30 protein-coding genes and 1 pseudogene are annotated in these 26199 nt (G+C 61.8%); 16 read left to right on the top strand and 15 right to left on the bottom strand.

What is annotated here, in order from left to right; translation table 11 throughout:
* Nucleotides 1–143 precede the first annotated feature (143 nt).
* Nucleotides 144–490, top strand: a pseudogene (locus tag BLA15945_RS28110) (transposase); the annotation flags it as partial.
* A 174-nt stretch (nucleotides 491–664) separates the two neighbouring features.
* Here BLA15945_RS28110 and BLA15945_RS28105 read toward each other — a convergent pair.
* Nucleotides 665–868, bottom strand: a complete 204-nt coding sequence (locus tag BLA15945_RS28105) for a hypothetical protein (RefSeq protein WP_006413539.1) — start codon at nucleotides 866–868, stop codon at nucleotides 665–667.
* A 140-nt stretch (nucleotides 869–1008) separates the two neighbouring features.
* Entirely contained in the window at nucleotides 1009–1728 is a 720-nt protein-coding gene (locus BLA15945_RS28100) for a Crp/Fnr family transcriptional regulator (RefSeq protein ID WP_011548853.1), read from the bottom strand.
* 425 nt (nucleotides 1729–2153) lie between these two features.
* Here BLA15945_RS28100 and BLA15945_RS28095 point away from each other — a divergent pair, with 425 nt between their 5' ends.
* Both BLA15945_RS28095 and BLA15945_RS28090 read left to right on the top strand, forming a co-directional pair.
* Entirely contained in the window at nucleotides 2154–2372 is a 219-nt protein-coding gene (locus BLA15945_RS28095) for a glycine zipper 2TM domain-containing protein (RefSeq protein WP_059236745.1), read from the top strand.
* Nucleotides 2373–2463: 91 nt separating this feature from the next.
* Nucleotides 2464–3645: a DesA family fatty acid desaturase gene (locus BLA15945_RS28090; protein ID WP_174993917.1), complete on the top strand. Its 1182-nt coding sequence runs from the start codon at nucleotides 2464–2466 to the stop codon at nucleotides 3643–3645.
* 64 nt (nucleotides 3646–3709) lie between these two features.
* On the opposite strand, the gene BLA15945_RS28085 is transcribed toward BLA15945_RS28090, so the two are convergent.
* Both BLA15945_RS28085 and BLA15945_RS28080 read right to left on the bottom strand, forming a co-directional pair.
* The gene (locus BLA15945_RS28085) at nucleotides 3710–3889 is read right to left on the bottom strand and encodes a hypothetical protein (RefSeq protein WP_059234129.1); all 180 of its coding nucleotides are present in this window, start codon (nucleotides 3887–3889) and stop codon (nucleotides 3710–3712) included.
* A 67-nt stretch (nucleotides 3890–3956) separates the two neighbouring features.
* Nucleotides 3957–4229 carry a hypothetical protein gene (locus BLA15945_RS28080; RefSeq protein ID WP_006413577.1) on the bottom strand — a complete coding sequence of 91 codons (273 nt, stop codon included), beginning with the start codon at nucleotides 4227–4229 and terminating at the stop codon, nucleotides 3957–3959.
* A gap of 263 nt (nucleotides 4230–4492) precedes the next feature.
* Here BLA15945_RS28080 and BLA15945_RS28075 point away from each other — a divergent pair, with 263 nt between their 5' ends.
* Together BLA15945_RS28075 and BLA15945_RS28070 are read left to right on the top strand one after the other, a co-directional pair.
* Nucleotides 4493–4687: a hypothetical protein gene (locus BLA15945_RS28075; protein ID WP_034196223.1), complete on the top strand. Its 195-nt coding sequence runs from the start codon at nucleotides 4493–4495 to the stop codon at nucleotides 4685–4687.
* A gap of 58 nt (nucleotides 4688–4745) precedes the next feature.
* The gene (locus tag BLA15945_RS28070; protein WP_059234128.1) at nucleotides 4746–5072 is read left to right on the top strand and encodes a hypothetical protein; all 327 of its coding nucleotides are present in this window, start codon (nucleotides 4746–4748) and stop codon (nucleotides 5070–5072) included.
* Nucleotides 5073–5193: 121 nt separating this feature from the next.
* Here the strand turns inward: BLA15945_RS28070 and BLA15945_RS28065 are convergent, their stop codons facing one another.
* Nucleotides 5194–5370, bottom strand: a complete 177-nt coding sequence (locus tag BLA15945_RS28065) for a CsbD family protein (protein WP_059236743.1) — start codon at nucleotides 5368–5370, stop codon at nucleotides 5194–5196.
* On the opposite strand from BLA15945_RS28065, the gene BLA15945_RS28060 reads away from it, so the two are divergent.
* From BLA15945_RS28060 to BLA15945_RS28045, 4 genes are all read left to right on the top strand, one after another.
* Nucleotides 5297–5647, top strand: coding sequence for a hypothetical protein (locus BLA15945_RS28060; RefSeq protein ID WP_174993880.1), 351 nt, complete (start codon nucleotides 5297–5299; stop codon nucleotides 5645–5647). The genes BLA15945_RS28065 and BLA15945_RS28060 overlap by 74 nt on opposite strands.
* 306 nt (nucleotides 5648–5953) lie before the next feature.
* The gene (locus BLA15945_RS28055) at nucleotides 5954–6100 is read left to right on the top strand and encodes a DUF3096 domain-containing protein (protein ID WP_006413561.1); all 147 of its coding nucleotides are present in this window, start codon (nucleotides 5954–5956) and stop codon (nucleotides 6098–6100) included.
* Nucleotides 6101–6308: 208 nt separating this feature from the next.
* Complete coding sequence (locus BLA15945_RS28050; protein WP_059234127.1) at nucleotides 6309–6509, top strand: hypothetical protein; 201 nt, start codon at nucleotides 6309–6311, stop codon at nucleotides 6507–6509.
* Nucleotides 6510–6524: 15 nt separating this feature from the next.
* Entirely contained in the window at nucleotides 6525–6683 is a 159-nt protein-coding gene (locus BLA15945_RS28045) for a DUF3309 family protein (RefSeq protein WP_081051902.1), read from the top strand.
* Between the two features lie 109 nt (nucleotides 6684–6792).
* On the opposite strand, the gene BLA15945_RS28040 is transcribed toward BLA15945_RS28045, so the two are convergent.
* Nucleotides 6793–8100: a cation:proton antiporter gene (locus BLA15945_RS28040; RefSeq protein WP_059234126.1), complete on the bottom strand. Its 1308-nt coding sequence runs from the start codon at nucleotides 8098–8100 to the stop codon at nucleotides 6793–6795.
* Nucleotides 8101–8379: 279 nt separating this feature from the next.
* Between BLA15945_RS28040 and BLA15945_RS28035 the strand changes: the two genes are divergently transcribed.
* A complete protein-coding gene (locus tag BLA15945_RS28035; RefSeq protein WP_081051901.1) occupies nucleotides 8380–8598 on the top strand; it encodes a hypothetical protein in 219 nt (72 codons plus the stop codon).
* A gap of 265 nt (nucleotides 8599–8863) precedes the next feature.
* Here BLA15945_RS28035 and tkt read toward each other — a convergent pair whose 3' ends face one another.
* The 4 genes from tkt to BLA15945_RS28015 all read right to left on the bottom strand — a co-directional run bounded on the left by tkt (nucleotide 8864) and on the right by BLA15945_RS28015 (nucleotide 12954).
* Nucleotides 8864–10939 carry a transketolase gene (gene tkt / locus BLA15945_RS28030; protein ID WP_059234125.1) on the bottom strand — a complete coding sequence of 692 codons (2076 nt, stop codon included), beginning with the start codon at nucleotides 10937–10939 and terminating at the stop codon, nucleotides 8864–8866.
* A gap of 75 nt (nucleotides 10940–11014) precedes the next feature.
* On the bottom strand, nucleotides 11015–11800 hold the full coding sequence (locus tag BLA15945_RS28025; RefSeq protein ID WP_059234124.1) for a PRC-barrel domain-containing protein: 786 nt from the start codon (nucleotides 11798–11800) through the stop codon (nucleotides 11015–11017).
* 323 nt (nucleotides 11801–12123) lie between these two features.
* Nucleotides 12124–12384, bottom strand: coding sequence for a hypothetical protein (locus tag BLA15945_RS28020; protein WP_230950356.1), 261 nt, complete (start codon nucleotides 12382–12384; stop codon nucleotides 12124–12126).
* 132 nt (nucleotides 12385–12516) lie between these two features.
* Nucleotides 12517–12954, bottom strand: coding sequence for a Spy/CpxP family protein refolding chaperone (locus BLA15945_RS28015; RefSeq protein ID WP_081051825.1), 438 nt, complete (start codon nucleotides 12952–12954; stop codon nucleotides 12517–12519).
* A gap of 340 nt (nucleotides 12955–13294) precedes the next feature.
* Between BLA15945_RS28015 and BLA15945_RS37965 the strand changes: the two genes are divergently transcribed.
* A complete protein-coding gene (locus BLA15945_RS37965) occupies nucleotides 13295–13477 on the top strand; it encodes a hypothetical protein (RefSeq protein WP_011548865.1) in 183 nt (60 codons plus the stop codon).
* Between the two features lie 244 nt (nucleotides 13478–13721).
* Complete coding sequence (locus BLA15945_RS28010; protein WP_011548866.1) at nucleotides 13722–14150, top strand: PRC-barrel domain-containing protein; 429 nt, start codon at nucleotides 13722–13724, stop codon at nucleotides 14148–14150.
* A 99-nt stretch (nucleotides 14151–14249) separates the two neighbouring features.
* On the opposite strand, the gene BLA15945_RS28005 is transcribed toward BLA15945_RS28010, so the two are convergent.
* The 3 genes from BLA15945_RS28005 to BLA15945_RS27995 form a co-directional block, all read right to left on the bottom strand.
* On the bottom strand, nucleotides 14250–14969 hold the full coding sequence (locus BLA15945_RS28005; protein WP_059234121.1) for a Crp/Fnr family transcriptional regulator: 720 nt from the start codon (nucleotides 14967–14969) through the stop codon (nucleotides 14250–14252).
* 463 nt (nucleotides 14970–15432) lie between these two features.
* Nucleotides 15433–16020, bottom strand: coding sequence for a BPSL1445 family SYLF domain-containing lipoprotein (locus tag BLA15945_RS28000; RefSeq protein WP_174993916.1), 588 nt, complete (start codon nucleotides 16018–16020; stop codon nucleotides 15433–15435).
* Between the two features lie 841 nt (nucleotides 16021–16861).
* Nucleotides 16862–17413: a DUF1003 domain-containing protein gene (locus tag BLA15945_RS27995; protein ID WP_059234120.1), complete on the bottom strand. Its 552-nt coding sequence runs from the start codon at nucleotides 17411–17413 to the stop codon at nucleotides 16862–16864.
* Nucleotides 17414–18018: 605 nt separating this feature from the next.
* On the opposite strand from BLA15945_RS27995, the gene BLA15945_RS27990 reads away from it, so the two are divergent.
* From BLA15945_RS27990 to BLA15945_RS27980, 3 genes are all read left to right on the top strand, one after another.
* Nucleotides 18019–20955: a Tn3 family transposase gene (locus tag BLA15945_RS27990; protein WP_174993889.1), complete on the top strand. Its 2937-nt coding sequence runs from the start codon at nucleotides 18019–18021 to the stop codon at nucleotides 20953–20955.
* A 684-nt stretch (nucleotides 20956–21639) separates the two neighbouring features.
* Complete coding sequence (locus BLA15945_RS27985) at nucleotides 21640–22335, top strand: hypothetical protein (RefSeq protein WP_155627346.1); 696 nt, start codon at nucleotides 21640–21642, stop codon at nucleotides 22333–22335.
* A 138-nt stretch (nucleotides 22336–22473) separates the two neighbouring features.
* Nucleotides 22474–22806 (top strand): GAF domain-containing protein, encoded by a 333-nt coding sequence (locus BLA15945_RS27980; protein ID WP_174993888.1) that lies wholly within the window; start codon nucleotides 22474–22476, stop codon nucleotides 22804–22806.
* An 81-nt stretch (nucleotides 22807–22887) separates the two neighbouring features.
* Here BLA15945_RS27980 and BLA15945_RS27975 read toward each other — a convergent pair whose 3' ends face one another.
* Nucleotides 22888–24078 carry a M24 family metallopeptidase gene (locus BLA15945_RS27975; protein WP_059241775.1) on the bottom strand — a complete coding sequence of 397 codons (1191 nt, stop codon included), beginning with the start codon at nucleotides 24076–24078 and terminating at the stop codon, nucleotides 22888–22890.
* Between the two features lie 265 nt (nucleotides 24079–24343).
* Between BLA15945_RS27975 and BLA15945_RS27970 the strand changes: the two genes are divergently transcribed.
* Nucleotides 24344–25273, top strand: a complete 930-nt coding sequence (locus BLA15945_RS27970) for a LysR family transcriptional regulator (protein ID WP_059241778.1) — start codon at nucleotides 24344–24346, stop codon at nucleotides 25271–25273.
* A gap of 77 nt (nucleotides 25274–25350) precedes the next feature.
* On the opposite strand, the gene BLA15945_RS27965 is transcribed toward BLA15945_RS27970, so the two are convergent.
* Entirely contained in the window at nucleotides 25351–26043 is a 693-nt protein-coding gene (locus BLA15945_RS27965; protein ID WP_233464309.1) for a GntR family transcriptional regulator, read from the bottom strand.
* Between the last annotated feature and the right edge of the window lie 156 nt (nucleotides 26044–26199).

Here is a 26199-nt window from a genome sequence, read left to right as displayed (position 1 = left end):
TGCTTCGCGGAAAATCGTGGAGGGCTTGAGGGCGATTGCGTAATCTGACGCCTGACCTTAAAGGGAGCGGGAAAGATAATTACTCGACCCTAGGCACTTCAGGCGCCGGGTTGCTGGGCGAGTTATTGGTTAAAGCGTGGGGAATGGCCGATCCGATTGGCCGGTGAGTGCTGTGGGTTGGGGGGGATGGATGGCTCGCGCGACACGTTTCGAACCTGCATCGAACAGTTGCCTGAAGGCATCGCCGCGCGCATCGAAACGGTCACCATCGACATGACTACGGCCTATGAGCTGGGGATCAAGGCACAGTGCCCGCAAGCAGAAATCATCATTGATCTGTATCGCGTCGCGGCAAAGTTCTACCGCAAGCCGGCCTGGGCGAAAAAGGCTTGGGAGGCAATGATTCGAACAGGCTCGGGAAAGCGGGATGGCCGCCCTGCAAAAGTTCGCCGGACGTTTGCAGGGCTACTGGCATGGAATCGTGACCCGAACGGAACAGCGCGGATCAAGGCCATTGCCGAATTCTTGATCCGCCTGTGCCAGTAGGCCCGATGCCGGAACGTCGGCGACGTAGCCTGCGGGACGCGCGCACGACAACGCGGAGCGCGAATGTCATGCTCCGCCTGTGTCGGGAGCAACGCCGTATCATGATCACAGTGCGTGCTCAATTCGGCGGATAGGCCATACCCCAGCGCTTTCTCGAATCGGCGATCCGTTGCTTCGCGGTCCGCAATCGTTCTTGCTCGGTCGGGCACGTATGCGTCGGCACTTCGGGCGCGGCGGGCATACCGTCGTCCGTTGCATTGTCCTGCTCGTATTTACGGCGTTGCTGCCCGACAGCGTCGTCTTTCTGCTTGCGGTCGTTCATCTGCCTGCTCCCGTGAATTCGCCTTGCGCGGGCGTATCGGCATCGACGACGCACGCGTGTCGAATACAGGATGACCGGGCCGGACGAAGAAGTCGGTACGATGCCGCGCAGTGTCGGCCAGCGCCGTTGCTGACGGATTCCTAGAGCCGCTTCAGGTCAGGAAGCAGGCGATCGAATTCGCGTTTGACCACGCTGTAGCATTCGCACACACGCTTTTCGAGCCCGGGTCGGTCCAGCACCTCGATATGGCCGTAGTTGTAGCGGATGAGGCCAGCGTCCTGCAGTTTCAATGCCGCTTCCGTCACGCCCGACCTGCGCACGCCCAGCATGTTGGCGATCAGCTCCTGCGTCATGCGCAACTGGTTCGATGGCAGACGGTCGAGGCTGAGCAGCAGCCAGCGACACAGCTGCTGATCGATCGAGTGATGACGGTTGCATACCGCGGTCTGCGCCATCTGCGTGATGAGCGCCTGCGTATAGCGCAACAACAGACGCTGCATCGAGTTGCCGCGCCGGAATTCTTCTTTCAGGACGCTCGCGTCGAGCCGGTAGGCCTGCCCAGCGCTTTGCACGACGGCGCGACTCGGCGTCGTTTCACCACCCATGAACAGCGACACGCCGATCATGCCCTCATGCCCGACGATCGCGATTTCCGCAGACGAGCCATCCTCCATCACGTACAGCAGCGACACGATCGTCGTGGTCGGAAAATAGACGTGATGAAGCTGGCCGCCCGATTCGTACAGCACTTTCCCGAGCGGCATGTCGACGATCGTCAGGTTCGGGATGATGCGTGCAAGCTCGTTCTCCGGCAGTGCGGCAAGCAGGTGATTTTCAGTGATGGGGGGGATGTCTGGCATGCGTGGTTCCTAGGCTCGCATCTGGCGCGATGGCGTTGTCTGGTCGCTTCGAGCGCAGCGGGGAGTGAGCGGGATTCACTATCGTATCTCGTCGTTCGCAGCTTGACGGTACGGTAGCTGAAAATAAGCCCGATTTCCTGACGAGCCAGGGACGGCCGTGATCGGCAAGGCTCAGGGAGCTGTTCGCCGCGCGATGTCGACTACAAGGAAGTCAGGTCAACGCCGGCTTTGGCGCCGGGCGCGGTGCAAGCGGCGCTTCCGTGAGACGGTCGGCCGGCATCCAGTCCGGTACGTTAGCGGACGGACTTCGCGCGATTTACCCCCCATCGTGATTCGACGTCTCGAATTTCATCGGGACGTCAGCCCAGGGGGTTCCGCGCGCCGTGCGGGATCGGACAGCGTAGCGGCGACCCGAGGAGATGATCATGAGAAAGCTACATTCCGTGCCGGTCGGGACGGCGATAGTCACCATAACGATGATCGTACTGGCGGGTTGCGGCGACATGTCCCACCGCGGAACGGATACCGTGATCGGGGCGGGTGTCGGCGGCGTCGCCGGTGCGGTCCTGACGGGCGGCAGTGCGTTGGGCACCGTTGGCGGTGCCGCCGTCGGAGGGGTTGTCGGCAATCAGGTCGGGAAATAGGAGGCTCGTCGAAGGGCAGGGAATCGGCACGCGCACGCGTCGTCACGGCGAAGCGTGCGCGGATACCAGTGTGGCGCGGAGTGCGAACGGAATGTCGGCATTTCTTCTGAACGGCGAACTGAGGCTGTCCTGGTTGCAGCTTGCGTGGGTCGTGTTCGTGCTCACGCATGTCACCATCATCAGCGTGACCGTGTACCTGCACCGCTGCCAGGCGCACCGGGCGCTGGATCTGCACCCGTGCATCAGTCACTTCTTCCGGTTCTGGCTGTGGTTGACGACCGGCATGCTGACCTCGCAATGGGTCGCGGTGCATCGCAAGCATCACGCGCGGAGCGAGACCCCGGACGATCCGCATAGCCCGCGAACCCGCGGCCTCGCGACCGTGCTGCTGCGCGGCGCGGAACTGTACCGTGCGGAAGTGCGGAACGAGGAAACGGCGCGCAGATACGGATCGGGGACGCCGGACGACTGGCTCGAACGCCACGTCTATGCCCGCTATCCGAATCTCGGCGTCGGGCTGCTGGTCGTGATCGACGTCGGGCTGTTCGGGTTGCCCGGCGTGGCGGCGTGGGCGATCCAGATGATATGGATTCCGTTCTGGGCCGGTGGCGTGATCAATGGCTTAGGCCATTTCAGCGGCTATCGGAATTTCGCGACACCCGATGCGAGTACCAACCTTTTCCCGCTGGGCATCCTGATCGGCGGCGAAGAGCTGCACAACAATCATCACGCGTACGTGACGTCCGCCAGGCTGTCGAATCGCTGGTTCGAGTTCGATATCGGCTGGGCGTACATCCGCCTGCTGGCGGCATTGCGGCTGGCGACCGTTCGGCGAGTCGCAACGCAGCCGCGCCTGCTCCCGGTCAAGGCAGTCGCCGACGACGCGACGCTGCAAGCGGTCATCCGCAACCTGCATGCGGTGATGGCCGCCTTTGCGCGCACGCTCGAGTCCGCCTGCCGGCGGGAACTGCGCCGCGTCGAGGACATGAGTCGAGACGACAAACGCGCGTTCGCGCTCGGCATGAAACGCTGGCTGCGCCAGGCCTGGGGCCATCGGAACAAGCCCGACCTGCGCGTGCTGACGAGCCCCAATGCCAACCGGCGAATACGCGTGTATGCGGATATGTACGACGCGTTGCTCGAGCTATGGACGTGGCCACACGCGTCGCACGAGCAATTGCTGGCTCAGTTACAGGATTGGTGCCGCTGCGCGGAGCAGAGCGGCATCGACGCGATCGCCGAATTCTCGATACACCTGCGCCGGTATGCGTGATCCCGGCCCGCCCGCGACCTGCGGTGCGGGACCGGTGTGCCACGGCGCGTGGCGCATCCGTCGCTCATCTCGCCCGATTGTCGGGGCGCAAATAACGCCACTTGCTCGCATTGGAGTTGATGCCGGCATCCTGACGGATGCGCTTTTCGGCGCGTTCGACGTCGGCACGCGCGAGATCGTCCCGCTGTTTTTGCCGGGTTGCGTCATCGCGCCGGTCGATCGAGGTGCTTGAGTAATATTTCATGGATCGCTCCTGAGTGAGATGTGCTCGCGTCGCGAGACGCCGCATCGAGTCCGATGCGGCGGATGGATCAGATCGCCGTAGGGGCGATTCTGCCGTCGACGATGTCCTTGCCGAATTGCATCGCCAGATCGAGGGCGAGCGCCGCCGTTTGCGGAGCGCCATGCTCGAAAATGGTCGAGTAACGCGGCGCCGTTGCCGAGGTCGACGGAATCGTGTCGATGCGTACGATTGAACCGAAGCGTTTCGGACCGGGGGCGTGGGGATCGCCGAACGGCGGGAAAAGCATTTGTGAATAGACGCGGAGTTCACGGCCGCGATATTCGAGAGTGGGAATGGTCATGATGTGCTCCTGACAGAGCAACCGTTGGCGCCGAAGGATTCGAGGGCGCCGATGCCTTGACAACGAACCGGCAGGTCTCTGTAGTGTGCGCGTTCGAAACCGGTTGCGCAATACAAAATATCGGATACCGAATCATATTGTCGATTCAGGTTGATCATCGGGCGTCAGCGAGGTGCCGCAAAACCTGCGTCCAAATAGTCGATACCGTACAGACCCGCGCGTGTCGTTCGGTTCAACATGAAGTCAATACCGAGGAGGCCGCCATGTGCATCCCACTTTCACCCGAGGTCGTCGAGACCCTCAAATCGCTTGATCGGATTCCCGATTCACAAGCCGATATTCCACGCGTCATAGCCGATGAACTGTTGACTCACGGGCTTGCATACGAGTCGCGCACCGGCGGTTCGATCAACATGACCGCCGCAGGCCGGCTGTGGCTGAATCGGTGCGCCGATTAGCGCGCACGCGTCGACCGGGTTTGTCCTGTACAACGATCCATGGACCCATGAGGCAACGATGAAAATCCCATCTACACGATGGTTTACGCTGGACCAATATGCGCCTGTGCGCGACGGATGGTATGAGGTTCGACTGGTGAGCGGAGACACGGCGTTTGCGAAGTTCGGCGACGGCGAATGGACGGAAAAGCCGATGCTCACCTTTATGCGCTGGCGAGGCTTGTGTTCCGATCCGGCCAAGTCGAGCGACCAGGAGACGCTTGCAGTGGATGCGACCTCGGCGAAAGGTGTCCGGGACGCGTTCTTTCCCGGCGTGGGAGACGCGCAGCACAAGCCGCTTGCCGACGTGCACAGCGACCACCCTCGACGCATTGCGGTATCGTGAAGGTCGGTCGGGAGGCGGGTAGTGCCGGATGTTGCCTGCACGCGCCGTCAACATCCGGTGAATTCGCGTCACGTTGCCCGATCGCGCGGTGCGACAGAACCGAACCGTTCGCGTGAGCATCCTACGACCGCTTCCTGAGTTGCTCTTTCGCGTCACCGAATGACGCTTGCGTCTTTCCGACGACCTGTTCGACCTTGCCCTGCATCCTGGTCGATCGATTCCCCATGATTCTGCCGACCATTTCCTTCAGTTTGCCCTTCGCTTCCGCGATGCGGCCTCTCATCTGGTCCCTGTTCATCATCTTGTTCCTTGACATGGATCGCTTGTTTCACCGGTGCGAAATCCTGAACCATCGAAGCGTCGTACCGGGTGCTTTGGCGCGCGACAATCAGGATGCCGGAATACAGGTTGAGCGCATTCGTGATGGAAGTCGGTACGATGCCGTACGTGAACCGGCACCGCCACGCGAGCAGGTGTATGCGGGCGGCTCCCGGGTCGATCGCTACGAAGGGTGGTTGTCTGTTTTTACATGCTTGGTACGCTTTCGTACCGCATTCACGTTCGCCAGTGTGTAGCGTCGGGGATATCCACGCACAGCCTGAGGCGAATCATACAGCGACGAACACTTACATGAGGTACGCCGGGATCGCGTCTTGCTATCCGCGTCGTGGTGCAGGGATGCACGACGACCGGCACATCCGACGCGAGCGGCCGCCAGATCGACGAATGCCACATCACCGCCGCCGGCGTCGGCTCGCTCCTTGCGCGCTCTTGCACGACCGCCAAGAGCCCGCGTGTCACGTGGCTCAAGTCGCTGTAACGAGCATCGGAGGCAGCGCGGATTCGTATCCATCTGTCGTTGTCAATCTTGCGGAGGGCATATGCACATCCTCACGAGCGCGGGCCCACTGGTTTCGCTGATCGCCGGCATTCTGATTCTCGTCGTGCCACGGCTGTTGAATTACATCGTTGCGATCTACCTGATCGTCATCGGGTTGCTCGGTTTGTTCGGAGGGCATCTCCACTGAACCGGGCCCCGCCACCCGAAAAAGCAGGTGACGAACCTCGCAGGCGGTACCCACGATCGTCGGCTCGTCGGTGTCGACAGGTCGATCGGTCGCGCGGTGCCGTGCGTCCGGTACGTTGCCGGACAGACTCCACGCCCGCGTCCGCCTACCTTGATATCGAAAGAGCCGATGCACGTCCCGAACCGGGTGCATCGCGCACGAGCCCTGCATGAAGAAGCGGGACGACTTCCGTCCGGGGAACTCCGGCATCCGAGATGCGGCGCCGCGAATTTCGACGCGACCGGCGACGAACGGCGCGTGTGCGCGTCGACGTGGAATCGCACGGGAGCGTATCGACGGAAACATCGTTTCGATTGCATTCGGCGAGGCCATCGATGCGGACGCATCGCGGCATGACCGGCCGGATTGATTGAGGAGAGACGACATGTCGCTGGGACTGCTTCTACTGATCGTTGTCGTGCTGCCGATGGTCGGGGTGATCCCGACCTGGCGCTACAGCAACGGCTGGGGTTATGGTCCAAGCGGATTGCTGGGCCTGGTATTGGTCGTGTTACTCATCCTGATGCTGCCGGGCAGGCTGTGACGCGGGACATCATCGACGCTGCAAGTTCATGGAAGGACTGTCGCCCGGCACCTTGAGTGTCGGGTGTGGCATCGCTCCAAACCGTTGGACCCGCCCACGCACCGCGTCACTATGCCCGTCCTGGGTCTCGCGCATAACGACGCATCAGCGGCGCGGCTGAAATGCCGTGCAGCACGATCGACATGGCGATGATGGCCAGTACCCACGGAACCAGCGGCAACAGTTGCGCACGCGGCCCTTGCTCGATGGCCAGCGTCAGGTAATACAGGGAACCCACGCCGCGAATGCCGAACCAGCTGATCAGCCGGCGCTGGTGGTGCGATGCCCGGGAGCCGATCAGCGCGAGCTGGATGGCGGCCGGCCGGATGACGAACAGCAGTGTCGCGACAACGGCCGCGACAGTCCAGGTGAGCATGTCGAGCCAATACCGTGAGACGAGCGCGCCGATCAGCAGGATCAGGACGGCTTCGACGATGTGTTCAAGCTCGATCGTGAATCCCATGACCGATTCCGCGACGAAGGCATGGGCTTTGTCGGGATCGGTGGCGGTGGCTTCGACATCCTCGCTGTTCACGACGCCGACCGTCTCCTTCGACGTCTTCTGGCCGCTCGTTCGATGTTCGACGCGCCGCATCGCGACGCCCGCCGCGAACACGGCCAGGAACCCGTAGCCATGAATGGCGAGCGCCACACCGTACGACAGCATGATCAGGCCGAGCGCGAAGAACCCTTCGAGGCCGAGCGCCTGGCCGTGACGGCTGCGCAGGAATGCGACGAGCCGGGCCGTGACGAAGCCGAGCAGCCAGCCTGCGCCCGCACCGGACGTGATGCCCCATGCAATATTGCCAACCATGCTCCAGTGAAGCGCCGACGTCGTGCCGGAACCGCACAAAAGCAGGCCGAGTACCGCGCACGGGTAGGCCGTGCCGTCGTTGATTCCGCCTTCGCCGGACAACGAAAAACGCACCTGCTCGACGTCACCCGCGTCGCGCACGCCGACGTCATGAGCGAGCACGGGGTCGGTCGGCGCGATCATCGCACCCAGCAGTACCGCGACGCCGAGACTCAAATGCAGCACCAACACGCCGAGAGCGGCAATCGACGCGACGGTGAAGATCATCGCGACGACGCCGAGCCGCAGCGGCAGCATCCAGCGGGGATCGGCGGGCGGGACACGCAGCCTCAGGCCGATCGCGAACAACGAGATCAGCAAGCCGATTTCGGCAGCAATGCGCAAGTTCGTGACGTCGTCCGGCAATGTCAGCGACAGGAAGCCGGTGCCGGCCGGTCCGACCAGAAAGCCGATCCCGAGATACACCATGGCCGCACTCAGCGGCAGGCGCTTGAGCGACGATCCGATGAGTCCCATGAAAATCAGCAGGGCTCCGAAGATGAGGCATCCGATCGTTTCGGTCACTTTGCATACCTCGCATGGATCACATTGCGCTCGCCGCGTGTCGGCCGCAGGTCGCCATGCGGCGTCGTGGAGGTGGTGCGCGGCACGCACGGGACGGCTCGCGCCGGACGGGGCGCCGATGCCCCCGCGCCCGTCGCACCGTATCGCGCCGGGTGCCTGCATTGCGGCCGTCGCTGCAGGGAAGTGGCCCGCGCGCGCGCGATGTACGGTAGCGGGCAGAGCGGCGCGGTGCTTCGTCATAGACTGTTCGCCGTTCCTCACGACAATCGGAGCATGGCCATGGCCCACCCAGCAATCGAGGGAGACCTGCGTTCACTCGAACGACTCATTGCACGCGTCGCGCCTGGTGAGCCTGCGCCATGGGCACTCTGGCGAATTAGGCTGGAATCGATTCTGGAACACGGCAGTCTGACGCCATCTGAACGCATGCATTTCGTCAGCATCATCGCCCTTATTCTCATGCTCGAGCGCCGAGCTGGCAAGCCGGCCACCGCTTGAGCATGGCGGGTGGCGGAATGGGCGGCGCTTCGAGCGTTCGGTTGGTTGTGGAAGGTCCCGGCGCCCGCCGTCCGCCACGCGCATGCCGGCAGTCACGGCCCGTGCGCGAACGAGAATGCGACAGTGCCTCATACAGGAGAGCGGAGCGGATCACGTGGCGCATCATGACCGATGTCCAATCGATGGTCGACGCGGTATTCGAAGCCGGTATGTGCCATGCCAGCGGCGGCCCGAACGGTTGATACGCGTACGGGCCGTCCACGGATCAGGCGAGCAGTTTCAGTGCGTGGTCGCAGACGTTCTCGACCGTGAAGCCGAAATCTCGCATCAGCTCGGCGCCCGGCGCCGACGCGCCGAAACCCGCGATGCCGAGTACGTCGCCACGATCGCCGACATAGCGGTGCCAGCCTTGTGACACACCCGCTTCGATCGCCAGCCGCGCGCCGACCGACTTCGGCAGCACGGCGTCCTGATACGGCTGGGGCTGAGCGTCGAACAATCTCCAACAGGGCAGCGACACCACCCGAACCGCGACGCCGCGCGCGAGCAATTCGACTTGTGCCGCCAGCGCGAGCGTGACTTCCGAGCCCGTCGCGATCAGGATCAGCGTGGGGTGGCCATCGGGGGCATCGGCCAAGATGTAGCCGCCACGCCGCAAGCCCTCGGCCGGCGCGAACCGGAGGCGATCGATGGTCGGCACGTCCTGGCGGGTCAGTACCAGCGCAGTCGGTCGCTCCCGCGCTTCGAGCGCCACACGCCACGCAACGGCAGTTTCATTGGCATCGGCCGGTCGAATCACCAGCAGGCCCGGGACCGCACGCAGTCCGGCAAGCTGCTCCATCGGCTGATGTGTCGCACCGTCCTCGCCGACGGCGAGACTGTCGTGCGTGAACACGTAGATCACCTGCAGACGCATCAATGCGGCGAGCCGGATCGGCGGACGCATGTAGTCGGAAAAGATCAGAAAGGTCGCGCCGAATGGCCGGATGCCACCGTGGGCCGCCAAGCCGTTCAGGATCGCGCCCATCGCATGCTCGCGCACGCCGAAATGCAGATTGCGGCCGCTACGGCTCCAGCCGCCGCCGTCGGAGCCTTGCCGGTCGAGCGCGTTCACGCCAGCGGCCTCGAAATCGCCGAGCCCGGTTAGCGCGGTGAAGGTGGAGGGGTTCAGGTCGGCGGAGCCGCCGACCAGCGACGGGACGCGGGAGGCGAGGGCGTTCAGCACCTTGCCGGATGCGACCCGTGTCGCAATGCCTTTCGGATCGGCCGGAAAGACCGGGATATCGCGGTCCCAACCGTCGGGCAGCGTGCCGTGCACAGTGTTCAGCAGCATCTGAGCCAGCTCGGGGAACGCGCGCGTATAGGCCTCGAACCGCGCGTTCCACTGCTCTTCCCGTACTCGCCCCTCCGCCAGCGCCCGGCGAAAATGCGCGAGCGCCGGTGGGGGAATATGAAACGCGGGATCGGGCGGCCAGCCGAGGTTGTGCTTGGTCAGGCGCACCTCGGCATCGCCGAGTGGCGATCCGTGAGCCTGGTACGTGTCTTGCCGGTTGGGCGAGCCGTAGCCGAGATGCGTGCGCACGAGGATCAACGACGGACGCCGCTGCTCGGCGCGTGCGTTGACCAGCGCCGCATCGATGGCGGCCAGGTCGTTGCCGTCTTCGACCATTTCGGTATGCCAGCCGTAGGCGTCGAACCGTTGTGCGCGATCTTCGGTGAAGGTGATCGCGGTGCCGGCGGACAGCGTGACGCGATTGTCGTCGTACAGGCAGATCAGCTTGCCGAGCCGGAGATGGCCGGCAAGCGATGCGGCTTCCGCCGCGACGCCTTCCATCAGGTCGCCGTCGCTGACGAGTGCGTAGGTGTGGTGATCCACGATCTCGAAGCCGGGACGGTTGTAGCACGCGGCGAGCTGCGTTTCCGCCATCGCCATGCCGACGGCGTTGGCGAAACCCTGGCCGAGCGGGCCGGTCGTCGTCTCGACACCCGGCGTGAGGCCGCGCTCCGGATGGCCGGGCGTGAGGCTGCCCGATTGCCGGAAGCGGCCGATCTGATCGAGCGGCAGGTCGTAGCCGGTGAGGTGGAGCAGGCTGTACAACAGCATCGATCCATGTCCGGCCGACAGGATGAAGCGATCGCGATCGAACCATGCCGGATTGGCCGGGTGATGCTTGAGATGGCGCATCCATAGCGCATAGGCCATCGGCGCGGCGCCGAGCGGCAGGCCTGGATGGCCGCTCGCCGCTTTCTGCACGGCATCGATCGACAGGAAGCGCAGCGTATTGATGCAGAGCGCATCGAGTGCCGCCCCTTGGATTGACGGGAAATCGGTTGAGGTCATGCAACTGCTCCTTGGCGTTCGGTCACGCAACATCCCGCACGGGATGGTGGTTGCGTTGACGGCCCGTCGTCCGCGTTATCGGTCTCGGGGCCAGTAGCCGTGCTTGCCGTAGAATTCGTGCAACTCGATTTCGTAGCTTCGATGCACGAGCTGCGAGTCGTCGTAGGGAGGGCTGCGGCGGATCGCGTCGCGCGTGAGCGTGGCCGACACCGTTTCCGTAGGCCATTCCACCTGGTCAAGCCAGTGCGTCGCGATCAGGACTTCCTTGCCGGTCGACCACCAGCTCGACGTGTCGATCGCCAGATAGCGGATCACCCAGGCTTCATCGTCGTAAATGAAGTCGGACACGTGACCGATATGTCCGTCCGTGGCTTCGAGCCGATATCCGTCGACCTCGCCGGTGCTGCGCAAATGCGTATCCGCCGGCGCGCTGGCCGGCGCGCCGTGCGAGAACAGCGGGTCGCCGGCATCGAGATCCTGCGACGGTCCGGCCGGATCGAAAGCCGGGTAAGCTCCCATCCCCCAAAGGTTCGGGCCGCCCCAGTAAGTCGGGTAGTTGTAGTAACGCAGGTACTCGATCTCGTGCTGGCGCGATACCGGCTTGTGCGTGTCCAGATTCGGGCTGTCTCTCACTTGCTGTTGCGTGAGGCTGACGTAGAGCGTGCGGGTTTCGGGATCGGCATGCGTGACGGAATACGGCGAGACCAGCACCTGCCTGTCGTGCAGCCAATCGCCGGTCTCGACGACGAGGTAGCGGATGCACCAGTTGTCGTCGTCGAAGTAGGCCTGGTGGATATGCCCGATATCGCCGTCCTTCGCTCGAACCGTGTCTCCGTGCAACCTTCGGATGCTTCGCAACATGATGTCCTCGTCAGAGCGATGCCCGGCACTTCGGTGATCCGGCTGACCTGCCTGCCGTGCAGTGGTATCCAGCCGTTCGCCCGCCGATGCGGAGCGATGCCTGCCGAGCGCGTCCCCTCGGGTGGCCGGCATGATTGAGACGCTACACGCGACGAATGCCCGATGCGGTACGAAACCGTACAAAGCGCGCACGGGCGCGAACCGCCCCTCCCGGCATGTCGCAACACCTCCTCGCCAGCTTCGTCATCAGGATCACGAAGCAGTGAGGATCGCCGCGCCGACGTGCCGACGGGCGTACCCGGCGACAGGATTCGGTGCGTGCGTCAACGCAGCCGCAGCGGGATGAACAGCGAGACGCCGGGCGCCGGTGCCGGCGCGTAAACCAACGGCGGCGCGGCATAGGCATCATCCTCGCCGCCGTAGTAGCCGTCGCCGCCATACCGGTGATGGTCGTAGTGGCGGCCGCCTTGATGCTTCATGTGTTCGTGATTGCCCTGATCTCCGCCGTGATTCATTCTTTCCGCATGCAATTGCGGTGCGACGACAAGGCAGCCGATCGCAACGATCATGCCGGCAAGTCGCATGCCCGATCTCGGCGCCATCGTGGTTCGACGTGCGTGTCCGATAGAAACGTCCATCATGTTCTCCCGTGTACGATCCGCAATCTGCCGGTCAGCGGCTGTCATCGACAGTCGGTATCGGCGGAAGGTCCGGAACTATTGCTTCTTGATCAGGTGGCGACCGTTGCCACGGAAAATCGCATCCGCGTTCTGCTTTTGCGTATCGGACATCTTGTCGTAAAGCGGCTGAAACGCCGTGGTCAGCTTTTTGACGCCATCTGCGTGCACGTTGGCGACTTCGCCATAGGAATGAAGATCGTCCATCGCGCTCATGTCGTTCGCGTGATCGCTACGTGCCTTCCTGAGCGATTCCATCGCGTTCGCGTTGTCGCGCATCACCTGCGCCACCGGCTGCCACAGCGATTCCTGGCCAGGCGTGATGCCAAGCCGCTGGTGCAGGCTGCTGATGCGCCCGTCGATCGACCTTTGCGCCGCTACGGTCATGATGTGGGGCGGTGCTTGATCCGGTGCGGAGCCGCCGGCATTCGAGAGTGAGGGGAAGACGGCCGCGCCGAGGGCGACTGTCGCCGCCACGGAGAACGCGCCGGCAATCTGTCGGGGGAGGGCGAGAAGAACGAGTGTCGTGGCGGATCCTGGTGAAAAATTGGGGAGAAGTCGACGTACCGCAACGCATCCGGTCGGCGGCGAATTTCGGCCCGGTAGCCCAGCTATACGCGGGATGCGCGGGCTCAGTCTGTCCGATGCCGGACGGTTTGCCGGTGTACGTGGCCGTTTCGCGATGTCCGGCGGATCACGCTAGCACCGGGCGGAATATTCCAATCGGGCCTATGCTGGCATCGTGACCGGGGGCGTTTCACGCTGGTGGGCCAGATGAATCCGGCCCGATCCGACCATCAACTCCACGGAGGCGGTTATGCGCAGCAGGTATCGAGAGCAGCATACGAACGGTGGCAAGAGCGAGCGCAATGTCGACGAGGCGGTGGAGGGAACGTTCCCCGCCAGCGATCCGCCGTCGATCGGTGGTGTCACGAGGATGATCTCCCGCCCGGCCCATCGAAAGCATCACCGGAAGTCGTTGCACATCAAGCACCGCTAGCGCAGGGGCAGCGCCCCGCGAGACTACGAAGGATCGAGTCGTCGCCGGTATTCGGCGAAATCGATAAGCGTGGCGGAATCGGTCGGAGCGCCGGCGAGCCAACATTCCCGAGGTGCCCGGGTACGGAACCGTACCGACTTCCAATGCCGGTGCGCGCAGCGTTTCCTCGTACGTCGAGTGCCGCTTTCGATGTCGAGGCCGTGCACGAGACGGATATTCCCGGAACTTGTCCAAGGAGGACATCATGAGGATGCTCCACACCCCCGACCGATCCGGGGATGACGGCAACGGGGGCAAGCTCGTCGAACGCGATGCTGGCGATGAACCCGGTCATATGGTGACGACCGCCGATGTCCTGAGGGGCAGCAAGATCATCGCGTCGGACGGTGAGGATATCGGCAACGTGTTCGACATCGTGCTCGATTTGCACCACGGCAAAATTGCCTACGCGGTAGCGTCCAGCGGCGGCATGGGCGAGATGCTTTGTGCCATTCCGTGGAGTGCGATGAAATACGATGTCGGTGACAAATGTTTCCACCTGGACGTGACCGCCGCGCATGTCAAAAGTACCCCTGGCTTCGACGACGAGCATTGGCCGGTGATGACGCAATCGCAGTGGGGATTGTCGCTTCACCAGTACTACAACCGGGCGCCGTACTGGGTCGCCGGATGAGGCGAGGTTGGCGGCAAGGTGTCGATCGGCCGCTTCCGGGCCTTCTCGGACATCGAGGGCAGTTGCGGGAAAGGCCGGCACGATGCGGCTCAGTGGCGGCTAGAGTCGCTTCAGATCGGGAAGCAGGCGGTCGAATTCGCGTTTGACCACCGCATAGCATTCGCACACGCGCTTTTCGAGCCCGGGTCGGTCCAGCACTTGGATATGGCCGTAGTTGTAGCGGATGAGGCCCGCGTCCTGCAGCTTCAAAGCAGCCTCCGTCACGCCCGACCGCCGCACGCCCAGCATGTTGGCGATCAGTTCCTGCGTCATGCGCAACTGGTTCGAAGGCAGGCGGTCGAGGCTGAGCAGCAGCCAGCGGCACAGCTGCTGATCGATGGAATGATGGCGGTTGCACACCGCAGTCTGCGCCATCTGCGTGATGAGCGCCTGGGTATAGCGCAACAACAGGCGTTGCATCGCATTGCCACGCCTGAATTCTTCTTTCAGGACGCTCGCGTCGAGCCGGTAGGCCTGCCCAGCGCTTTGCACGACGGCGCGACTCGGCGTCGTTTCGCCGCCCATGAACAGCGACACACCGATCATTCCCTCATGCCCGACGATCGCGATTTCCGCAGACGAGCCGTCCTCCATCACGTACAGCAGCGACACGATCGACGTGGTCGGAAAATAGACGTGATGAAGCTGGCCGCCCGATTCGTACAGCACTTTTCCCAACGGCATGTCGATGAGCGTCAGGTTCGGGATGATGTGTGCAAGCTCGTTTTCCGGCAGCGCGGCAAGCAGGTGATTTTCGGTGATGGGCGGGTTGTCCTGCATGCGTGGCTCCTGCGCTCGCGCTCGGGCGACGATGAAGAATCCAGCCATTAGGGGGCGCAGTGGGAATCGGCGGGAGAGGCCAATCCTCACACTTTACCGATCCGACGACCGGACGGGATGGCGGCAGCAATATGTCCCTTTTCTCGATGAGTTCGGGAGACCGTTCGAGCGCGAATCCTGCATCAAAAATTATAGTGCCGGCACATGTCTCATCAAGGTGGGCGCAATCACGCGCACTCGATACGGAACCGATATTTCACGGCGCGGTTGACGGGAAATCGATCGCAGTCGGCAGGCTGCGTGGCGTCGGTCGCGGAAGAGTGGGCCGTGACGATTCGCGTGCGGCCGGTACGTTGCAGGACAGGCGCCACGCGCGGGCGCGGTTGCGTGCGGATCAGGCGAGTCGGGTTCAGATCCGCCGCCGCGTCCTCAGGACGCGGCGTCTGCCGGCTCGCGCTGAGCACTACAGTGTCTTCAGCTTCGAGATCTTCGTTCCTTCAAGCGTCACCCCCGCCATCAACCCGCTGTTCGTCAGCACGAATGCTTCGATCGGCGCGGTCGCGGTGCTGGTGTCGACATCGCCGTTCGCACCAACTTTCAGGACTGCCACCGATGCGTCGCCGCCTGCCGACCAGCCTTCGCTGCTACGGAACCGGTTAAGCGCGTCCTCGGTCATGAACAGGAAAATGATGGCTTTCGATTGTGCGCCGATCTGCAGCCCGATCGAGCCGGTCGTGGTGCTGTAGTACCCGACGGTGCTGCCGGCCACGCGCAGCGAGCCTTCACCGTACTGACCGCCGATCCAGAAGCCGGCCGTGATGACCGACGGGAACACCAGCACGCCACGCGCCTTGCCGACAAGTTCATGCGAGCCGTTGGCGCTGGAGTAAAGACGTGCGAGGGTCGAGTCGACACCCGCATCGATGGTGTGGCGTTTGTCGGTCTGGTGGCCGCTGGCGTCGGATGTTCCGGTCATCGTGCAACCTGAAACCGCGAGGGAAACAGCCAGGATCGATCCCGGCGTACCCCATAGAAACGTTCGTCGTAGCATCATCGTCTCCTGATTGCTGCTCGAGCTTCCGAGGCTATGCCAGGACGGCCACGGATGCGGTACGACAGCGTACAAAAATGCGACATCCGCGTTGTCCCGCGTCGCGTTCGCGGCACGTGCATCGTGTGTGGGGTGAATGGCGGTCGATGCCGCGCAACCGGTACGTCTCTGCAAGCGTCCTTCACCGTACAGACACGCAATCTCGTTGACGGGAAGATGTCCCCTGCAACCATCCGTTCGTTCGTGCGTGACTTGTTCACGCACATCGGCATGGTTCACGTCAGCGGTGAATGATTCCGTCATTCGTCTCCGGTCGATCAAACGAAGCAACGTGCCTGGATGCGACCGGCAAGGAGAGCAACATGCGTGCGTCTGTCTATGTCTGTCTTGCGGCTATTGCGACCGTGCTTGCCGGATGCTTTTGGGTACCTGGTGACGGCTATCGCGGCGATCGAAACGGGGGGTATGGCGGTGCGTATGGCGGCAATCACGAAAGCGGATGGAATCGAGGCGCCACTTCGCGCGACCACGTGAATCATTCCGGGCGTTCCGATGACCAGGGGCCGCATGGGGCAGGGCAACGGGAGGGATGGTAGGTCAGGGCTGCGAGCATCACATGAAAACAGCGTCCTTCCGGTGCGCTTCATCATGACCGATGCGGCGGTTTGGCAACGCACACGTCGCCGTGTCGAAGTTCGCCTTTCATATCCCGTTGTACGGCGATTCTCCCAAACAGATCGATCGGAAGAAACGACCGGCAGTCGCCATGGATGGCCGGGCCGCGTCGTTCGCCATTCGATCGCGTCGTTTAGCGAAGCTGGCGACCCGGATACCCCATTGCTCACGTCCTGCCAGACTCGAGCAGGTTCTTCAGCGCCGCCATCTGTTCCTTCTGCATGTTCAGCAATTCAGTCCATTGCTCCTCGCGCAACCCGTCCAATTTTTCATGGAGCAACATGATCTCGAGTTCGGCCTTCAGATTGATTTCGTAATCGTGTTCGGCAGAGACCCGGTCCTTGTATGACTGCCGGTTCTGCGCCATCAGGATAATGGGTGCCTGGATAGCTGCCAGCATCGAGAGAAACAGGTTGAGCAGGATATACGGGTAAGGATCGAAGGCCTTGCTGTACGTTGCCAGAATCAGCGAATTCAGACTGACCCAGGCGACCATGATGACGACAAAGCACGTGATGAATATCCACGACCCGCCGAAGGCGGCAACGGCATCCGCTGCGCGCTGGCCGCGCGTTGCCGCTGCATCCAGTTCTTTCGTGGGGTCTCTCGCGATGTGCTTTCGCTCCGAGATGAGATGTGCAACATTCTTCGTGCGCTCGTCCAGTGATTCATAGGGGACGCCAAAGAATTTTTCGGCAAGCTCCGCAGGTTTACGCATGTTGCTCTCCGCGCGCGGTCGCACAATCAGAACAGAATAGAACCGCAGTCAGGTCATTGCAAAAGGCTGGTTGCTCGGCAACCGCGAAGCAACGAAACCGAAACGGCCCGAACAGCGGCCTCTCCCGGTTTCGTTGCCATCCGACCCAATGGACAAAGTCCCGCGCGATCCCGCACCCTACCGGAACCGGAGCGGTATGAACAGGCTGACGCCTGGCGCCGACTGCGGCGCATAAACCACGGGTGAGAGCGAAGTCCGAGCGTGGCCGACAGCCAGGAACAAATTGCGATAGAAACGGGAACAGCTTTACGGAAAAGAGCGGCAGCGGCTCGCGGATTCCATTTGAATAATTTTAATTTGACATAAGCTAAACTAGCAATTTTTTAGGGTCGCAAGAAAAATACGTCTACGAGCCCGATTCAGGCGAACGCGCTCAGCGCGGCCGGAACAATCGCGGCTCACCCGTTTTGTTAACCGACTCGATGTCGTTCCGACACCATTCTTAGGCGTTCAACGGCTGCAGCCGCCATCCTGACTTTCCCCGTAGCACCTCAATTTTTGCCTCGCTACGCTGAGCCGCTCTCATCATTGATGCGGAGCCGCCGATGGATCACTGGCGATTGGCTTATCTCGGAATCCGGCAGGTACCGCGCGAACTGAGCGAATTCGAGCTCGCCACATTCTTCACGTTCTCCAAGCGGGAGCGTGCTTCCATTGATTCACGCCGCACGGATCTCTTTCGGCTCGCGGTCGCACTGCACATCGGCTTTCTACGTATGACCGGCCGGCCGCTCGGCTCGTACAAGCAGATCCCCACGGTTCTCTGGCGACATCTTGGCCGACAGCTGAATGTGAAGCCACCAGACCTCGGCACGCTGCGTTCACTTTACGATGGCAACCTCAAGACGTTATCCGACCACCAGCGCTTTGCTCGGGACACCATTAATTTTCGAGCAATCGCGGAACATCAGCGTCGGTATGTCATCCGTTGGCTCAAGGAGCAACTCACGGGCCGGCCAGAGCGTGCGCAGTTGACGAATGATCTCAAGCATTGGTTCTACGAGCATCGCATCGTGATACCTCCGGAGCGCATGCTCAGGCAGTTTGTCGTCCAAGCCGTACGCGACATCGAGGACCAACTACACGACGCGCTTGAGCGTGCCGTCGGCGTCGAAAAACTCGAGAGTTGGGCGCGAATTCTCCCTCAACCACACGGTGAACATTCAAGTCTCCAGCGATGGCTGTGGGCTGTTCCGCTTCGCAACTCAACCCATCAGATGAGCGAGATTCTAGACAAGATCAACTTGCTCACGATGCACGATGCGGCAACGCGTTGGCCAATTGAATGCAACGATGCCATGGTGCGCCACTATGCCCGCCGCTGCGCGAGCCGCCCGCCTTCGATTAGTAAACGGATCGAACCGCTGGGTCGACGGATCGAGGCGGCGTGTTTCATTCGGTATTCACTTTGTACCGCGACTGACCACTTACTCGAGATGTTTCGGCGATGGGTGCTGAAAGTCGTCAACGACACGTCGCGCGAAGTGGATGCCATGCGGACGAAGGCGGCGGATCAACTCCGTGAGTTTGCACTCGCCGTCAAAGCACTGGCCGATGATGAAACGCTCTCGCGGGAACAGCTTGGCGAGAACCTACGTTTGCTCGCTGACGATGTTTTGCAACCGCACCCCATCAGCCGCCGGAGCCAGATCCGGCAGTGCCTGGTCCGAAAACGGTATTACGCCCGGAATGTTCTGATCCGAATCGTGCAACTGCCATTCCAGGCCGAAGACGCGCATCCTGTAATCGATGCAATCACGTTATTGCTTGGGCTGTATCGACGTCGTGCTCATCTACTACCCGACGGGGTCAATATCAGGCTTGGACGAGCATGGCGCGAGGCGATCGACGGCTATGACCGGCTCCGAGCGATGGTGGCTTTCGAGTGGGCTACCCTCTTTGCGCTCCGCGTCGCATTGCGCAACGGCTCGGTGTTTATCAATCACAGCTTCTCGTTCCGAAGCCAATCACATATGCTGATTTCTACCGAGCAGTGGCTGGCAAAGCGTAACCATCACTACGGACACCTAGGCCTACCACAGGACCCGAACGAATTTCTCGAACCGATCCTTCAACAGCTCGATCAGCGCCTTGCCCTTCTCGACGAAGCTGTGGCGAATGGTTCGATTCGTGTAGATGCGGCTGTTCACCTTGAGCCGACGGCTGCCCAGAATCCAGACACACAAGCCGATCAACTTCGACGCCAGATCTTCGAAGCGCATCCACCAGGTCAATTTCCCGAGATCATCCTCGAGATCGACAGCGCGACACGGTTCAGTTGGATCCTGCTCGGTCGCGAGCCGCGGTCACGCACCGAGTTGCTGATGGTCTATTCAGCAATTTTGGCTCACGGCACCTCACTGACGGCTGCTGAAATTTCTCGGATGGTCCCGGAAGTGTCGACTGAGGCGATTCGTCAAATGATGAAGCGTCTCGCGGACGAACGGATGCTGCGTTCGGCTGCCGATGCCGTCCTCGAATTCATGCATGAGCACCCCATCGCGGCAAACTGGGGGCGAGCGGATCTAGCATCGTCTGACATGATGTCGCTGGAAACAACCCGGACAGTCTGGCGAGCGCGTGCGGACCCTCGTCGCCGTACGGCTTCCATTGGGATGTACACCCATGTGCTCGATCGTTGGGGCATTTTCTACGACCAGCCTATCATCCTGAACGAGCGGCAGGCAGGCGCAGCAATTGAGGGCGTCGTCCGGCAAAGCGCGACGAAGGATATCGCACAGCTTGCAGTCGACACCCATGGCTATACCGACTTCGCAATGGGCATTTCCCGCGCGCTTGGCTTCGATTTGTGCCCTCGCCTGTCACACCTTCGCAATCGCCGCCTCCACGTACCTCGCAGTCAGACAATACCGGCGCGGCTTGCAGGAATCACGGATCGAGACGTCCGACTTGGGCTCATCGTTGACGTGTGGGACGAGTTCGTGAGGGTCGCGGCCTCTATCCGCTCTGGCCAATGTACAGCTGTCGAAGCGATTGCCAGATTCGGCTCGGCTGCCCGAGGGCAGGCTGTGTACGATGGCGGTGTTCAGATCGGCCGCTTGTTCAGAAGCATCTTTTTGATCGACTACTTCACCAATGCTGCATTCCGATCAGAGTTGCAACACGCGCTGAATCGAGGGGAAGCGGTGCATACCGTTCAGCGCGCAATCCATATCGGTCGTATTCCCGTGGAGCTTGCGCGGCGCGAAGAATCGCTCGCCGCGGTGTCGTCAGCGCTGACCCTGCTCTCGAACATCTTGATGGCGTGGAACACCACCCACATGCAACGCGCCCTCGAGAATATCGAAGCTAGTCGAGATCAACCGATCGAAGCAGACCAACTGCGGCGAATCGCTCCCACTCATATGGAAGGTATCAACTTGCGCGGCACCTTCAATTTCCCAGTGGCACTCTATGCGAAGCGGATCTTGCCGAGTACCGCGGCCGACGACACCATCGCATCAACCAGTCAGCGAGCCTAACAAGGAGGCCTTTCGAGCTGGCGGTGATGAAATATCGGGCCGACACAACGTCTGACCATGACCAACGCCCCTCAAGCGAGGGGTAGACAGTATCACTTTGATTTATATAGATATTTATTTGGGGCCGCAAGGCAAAGCCTTACTGGACCTAAAGGCGGCTGACCGGAAAAATGCGTGAAAATCAAGGGCAGCCCTTGTAGCGCACATCGAACCCGCTCCGGCATCGCTCGACGTTTTGCCCTGCGAAATGCACGCATGGGTCCGTGTCCACGCGTCGCACTCTCAAGCCAACGCAGCTTCGTGCGCTACGTGCGCGGCTGGAACGTCGTTAACAAGATTGGGCCCGCCAAACGCGACGGCACGCTCACGGCCGTCCTGGCCCGCTTGAATACCTCGTCGCTCGAACTACCGCGCTTGTGGCGGACCGGTCCGCGATGGTCCGGAATCGTACCTCCCGCCTATTTCCAAAAAATAAGCGCATCGAAGTGCTTGTTATCTCAATTTAACGATGACAACTTTACTCCGCCACCTTTTGTAATAGGATGTAATCGACTCCGGTGCGAATGCCCCATATATTGAAATTGCTCTTTCACAACCTCTTGGCCATTCGTGGCGCAGTTTTTCAGCCGAAAGAGATTGAGATGCAAAAGATATGTTTGTTTACATGAAACCCGGAGAACAATTATGAATGATCAGAGTGTTTCAACGGCTCGGCGGCGCAAAGCTATCACACCATCACCGCAAGACCTCGAGCGCGGCTATTACGTAACCGAGGATGACAACGGGAGCTGGATTTATCCCGTGAAAGACTTATTTATCTTCGCATATGAGTCGAATCAATTGAGCAGTGACGACAAGAAAACTCTTCGCGCAGCCTTCAAGGCTGCGCTGGATGTTCCAAATCAAATCAAGCAATCCATTGAGAATACCGGAAATCAAGTGGCACTAAATTCGGCATATTTTCTCGATCCGGATATTGTCATCAAAGCGATAAACGACGTAGACGGCATGGCCGAAACCGGGGGCGAGAGTGACGGAGATAGCGGCACCAAAGTCACACTCGAGATCATGGACACATTCTTCCAAGACGTTCTGTCCTCGCTGGGAGGTGATGTAAAGGTAATCCAGGTCTGGCTCCAGGACAAGATGAATGACTTTCAGGTTCAAATTGGATTTGAGAGCAATTACAAGAACTTTGGCAATCTTATTGGCACTGTGGCAATGGCTGGCGATCTTGGCATTCCAACAACTGCGTTTCAGTACATTTACTCGGACTACAGCACTTCTCAATGGATGGAGAAATTGAGCTGTAGCGATACCGTTGCCCAGTCTTACAGCTACAACTACAAGGTGGTTTATTTCGAGTACGATCCTTCTTGAAATATCAAATCCGCCACAATTTCACTTGTCGTTACGATGGTTTTCGGGATGCCTCGTCTATGGAGATGAGGCATCCCCACTTTTCTCATTCGAATGGTAATGCGCTCGCACGGCTCGATAGGCTTCGCGCTCCGCAATGTGATATCGATACTGCCTGACGCGTATCCGGTCGGCGGCACCAAGCCGATCGTGCGTACCGATGCGCTTTTCCATCACATCGTCACCGGCGGCCAGCCGCGGCGCTGCCGCGACTACGACGACGTGCGGCGAGCGTTCTTCGACCACGCGCTGATTCGCTCGCTCGGCTGCGAAAGCGCGATCAACTATCCGGTGCGATGGGCGGGACAGGCGATCGGCTCGCTGAGTCTGCCGCATCAGCAGGCGTGGTGCGACGCTGACGATTTCGCGACGATCGCGCTGTTTGCGTCGCGCGCGGTCGCACCGGTGCTGAAGGCGATCGGGCGCGTGTGAACGGCGGACCGCGTGGATAGGGGCCGGGGAGCCGCGACTCCCCTGCTGCCTGAGCGAAACGGCCCGCATGGACCGTTTTCGTTACGCGATCGTCTGGCTCGCCAGATCCTTCGGCGCCTTCGTCAGCATTTCGGGCCGCTCGCCGACGAGCACCGTATCGTCGAACCGGAAGCCGCCCAGCCCCCATTCGTACAGCCCCGGTTCCGCAGAATAAACCTCGCCCGCGAGCAGCGGCCGGGTATTGAACGCCATGTCCTCCGGGAACTCGTGGCCGATCAATCCCATCCCGTGTCCGGTGCGATGGCGGATCAGATCGGCGACACCGTGCTTCTCGAACACCGCCTGTGCGGCCGCGTCGATCCCGCAGACCGGCTGGCCCGCGATCGCCGCTTCGCACGCCCCTTCGTTCGCCGCGCGTGCGATGTCGAACAATTGCGCCTGCCGCGCAGACGGCTTGCCGCAGAACCATGTGCGCTCGTTCTCGATCACGAGGCCGTTGATGCGCGGAATCACGATGTTTACGAGCCCGTGACCGTTCTCGATCGTCGCGCCGGCCGAGCGCCCGTCGCCATGCGGCGCGCAGCTCGCGGGGCCGGACAGCGTCCAGCAGCGCAGCACCTCGAATTGCTCGCCCGGAAAGCGCCGCGCGGCCTCGGTGACGAACAGCGCGGCCATCGCCATGTCGAGCTCCTGCACGAGGCGGCCCGGGCGGATGTTCTCGCGATAGCGGTCCTGCAGCCAGTCCGACAGCGCGCTCGCGTCGCGCATCAACTGGATCTCTTCCGCATGCTTGACGACGCGAAGCCGGCGCGTTTCGCCGGCCGCCGCTTCGATCCTGAGGCCTGGCAGCAATGCGGCCGCGCGCGACAGCGGGCCGGTGATCGCATCGCATCCGATGCGTGCGCGATGCAGGCCGGCCGCGCGCAACCAGTCCGCGACGCATTCGCTCCACTGGCTCACGAGCGGCAGCCGCTGCTGCACGCGCGGATGCTCGGCATAGTAGTGTGCGTTGTCGACCCACAGATGCCCGGCTTCGCGCGTGAAGCGCCAATGATGTGTCGACAACTCGTTCAACACGGCGAACGGCTCGCCGTTGCGCGGCACGACGCAGAGGATCGGGCGCTCCCACGGGAGCACATCGGTGTGGAAATTAGTGACGAACTGGAAGAAATCGCCTTGCGTGAAGGCGAGTGCGTCGTAGCCTTCGCGATCCATCAGCTCGCGCATCAGGCGAAGGCGGTAGTCGCGAACGTCGCGGCCGAGATGTGCCATGAGTTGCTCCGTTTGTCTGTGACGCCCATATTTCTGCAGTGAATGATGCGCGGCGACGTTTGCCGAATCGGATTCGCCGCCATCATTGACCCACGGCGGACACGAAGAATCGGCCCGCCCGCCATCGCCGCACGCGAGAGACCATGTTCGACACGAACGCCGCAAGCGTCCAACGGATTTCCGTGATAGGGTCATCACTGACATCCATAACGGTTGTCGGTTCGTTCCGCTACGTCGCAGGCAAGGCGATCACGGAGATTCGAAATTGAAAGACGTCTTTCGCCAGCTGGATCTGAATTTGTTGCGCGTGTTCGCGACGCTGATGGACGAACGTAACGTGACGCGTGCGGCCGCGCGGCTGTCGCTTTCGCAGTCGGCGGTCAGCAACGCGCTGAGCCGGCTGCGTCGCTCGCTCGACGACACTCTGTTCGAAAAGACGACAACCGGTATCCGCCCGACAGCGCGCGCACAGGAGCTGTGGGCCGCGATGCAGCCGCATTTCGACGCGCTGAGGCAGGCAATCTCACCGGATACGTTCGATCCGGCGCGCTTCTCCGGCACGTTCACCCTCGCGATGTCGGACTACACGGTCGAGCGTGTGATGCCGCGGCTCGCCGCGTACATGGGCCGATACGCGCCATCCATGCGGATCAGCGTGGTGCCGTACGATCTTGCCAACCTGCCGAACCTGTTCGATCGCGGCGGCGTGGATTTCGCGATCGGCGGCTATCTGAACGACGCGAACCGGAGCAGCGGTATTCGTACGCATGCGCTGTGGCCAATCCAGTGGAGTTGCCTGATGCGCAAAGGGCACCCGCTCGAGAAAGGTGCGTTGACGCTCCCGCGCTTTCTGGGCGCTCAGCACCTCGATGTCCTGTTTCCGGGAACCTCGACTCCGCTCTATGACAGCATCCTCGCCGCGCATTCGCACCGGCGCAACCTGCTACTCACGCTGCCCAACTATTCGCCCGCGCTCGCGATCATCGCGCAATCCGACTTCATCGGCGTGCTGCCAACCTCGCTGCTCGATCTCAGCCCGTACAAGGACTCACTGATTTCGCGCCGATTGCCGGTTCAGATGCCGGTGCGGCCTTACTGCATGATCTGGCATCAGCGCTGGGACAGTCACGCCGCGCACCAATGGCTGCGGCAGAGCATCGCGTCACTTTTCACACAAGCTTCGCCGCGCGCTTGACGCTGAAGCGCTGTCAGTTACGCGCTCGGGTGTGACTATCATCCGGCCCGATCAGCGGGAACCGACCCGTCAAACCATCACCCCTTTCCCATCACGGCGAGATAGTCGTAACGATCCCCGCGGTAGAACGAGCGCGTCAGTTCGAGCGGCCGCCCCTCGGCCGAAAACGAGCGGCGCTCGATGTGCAGCACCGGATCGCCGCTGCGGATGCCGAGCAACGCCGCGTCGAGTTCGGACGCCAGTTCCGCGCGCAGCCGCTGAAGCGCCCTGACCGGGCAAATGCCCGCGGCATTCAGCGCGCCGTACAGCGAATCGCCGAACTCCAGGTTGCCGCCCAGCAGTTCGGCGGCCAGCACCGCACGCTCGAGCGCCATCGGCACGGAATCCGCCGTTCTGACACGCTCCAGGTGCATGACGACCGAATCCGGCGCAAGACCCAGCGCGAGCGACTCCTCCGGCGTCGGGCGACGCAGTTCGCGTTTGACCCAGTGCGATCCCGGGCTGAAGCCGCGGCGGCGCATGTCGTCCGAGAAACTCGTGATCTCGGTCAACGGCTGCTCGACGCGCGCAGACACAAACGTCCCGGCACCCTGCCGCGCTTCGACGAGCCCCTGGCGGATCAGTTCCTCGATCGCGCGTCGCACGGTGTCGCGCGACACCTGCAGTTGCGCGGCCAGTTCCCGCTCGGGCGGAAAGCTCTCCCCGGTCTGCATCGTGCCGTCGACGATGAGCGCGCGCAGCATCCGGGCGAGCCGCGATGCAATCGGCATTCGCGCGCCGCCCGGCGATGGCGCATGCAGCTCGGCCACCTGCGATGGACTGAACAAGTGCGCGCCCGGTTGCGGGTCGGGCGAAAGAAGGTCATCCAGGCTGCGTTCCGTCATCGATACACTAGAAATGGTCAGGATTGAACAGGCGACACGGTG

The organism is Burkholderia arboris (assembly GCF_902499125.1).
Taxonomy (GTDB): Bacteria; Pseudomonadota; Gammaproteobacteria; order Burkholderiales; family Burkholderiaceae; genus Burkholderia; species Burkholderia arboris.
This window is presented reverse-complemented; position numbering and strand designations above follow the sequence as displayed.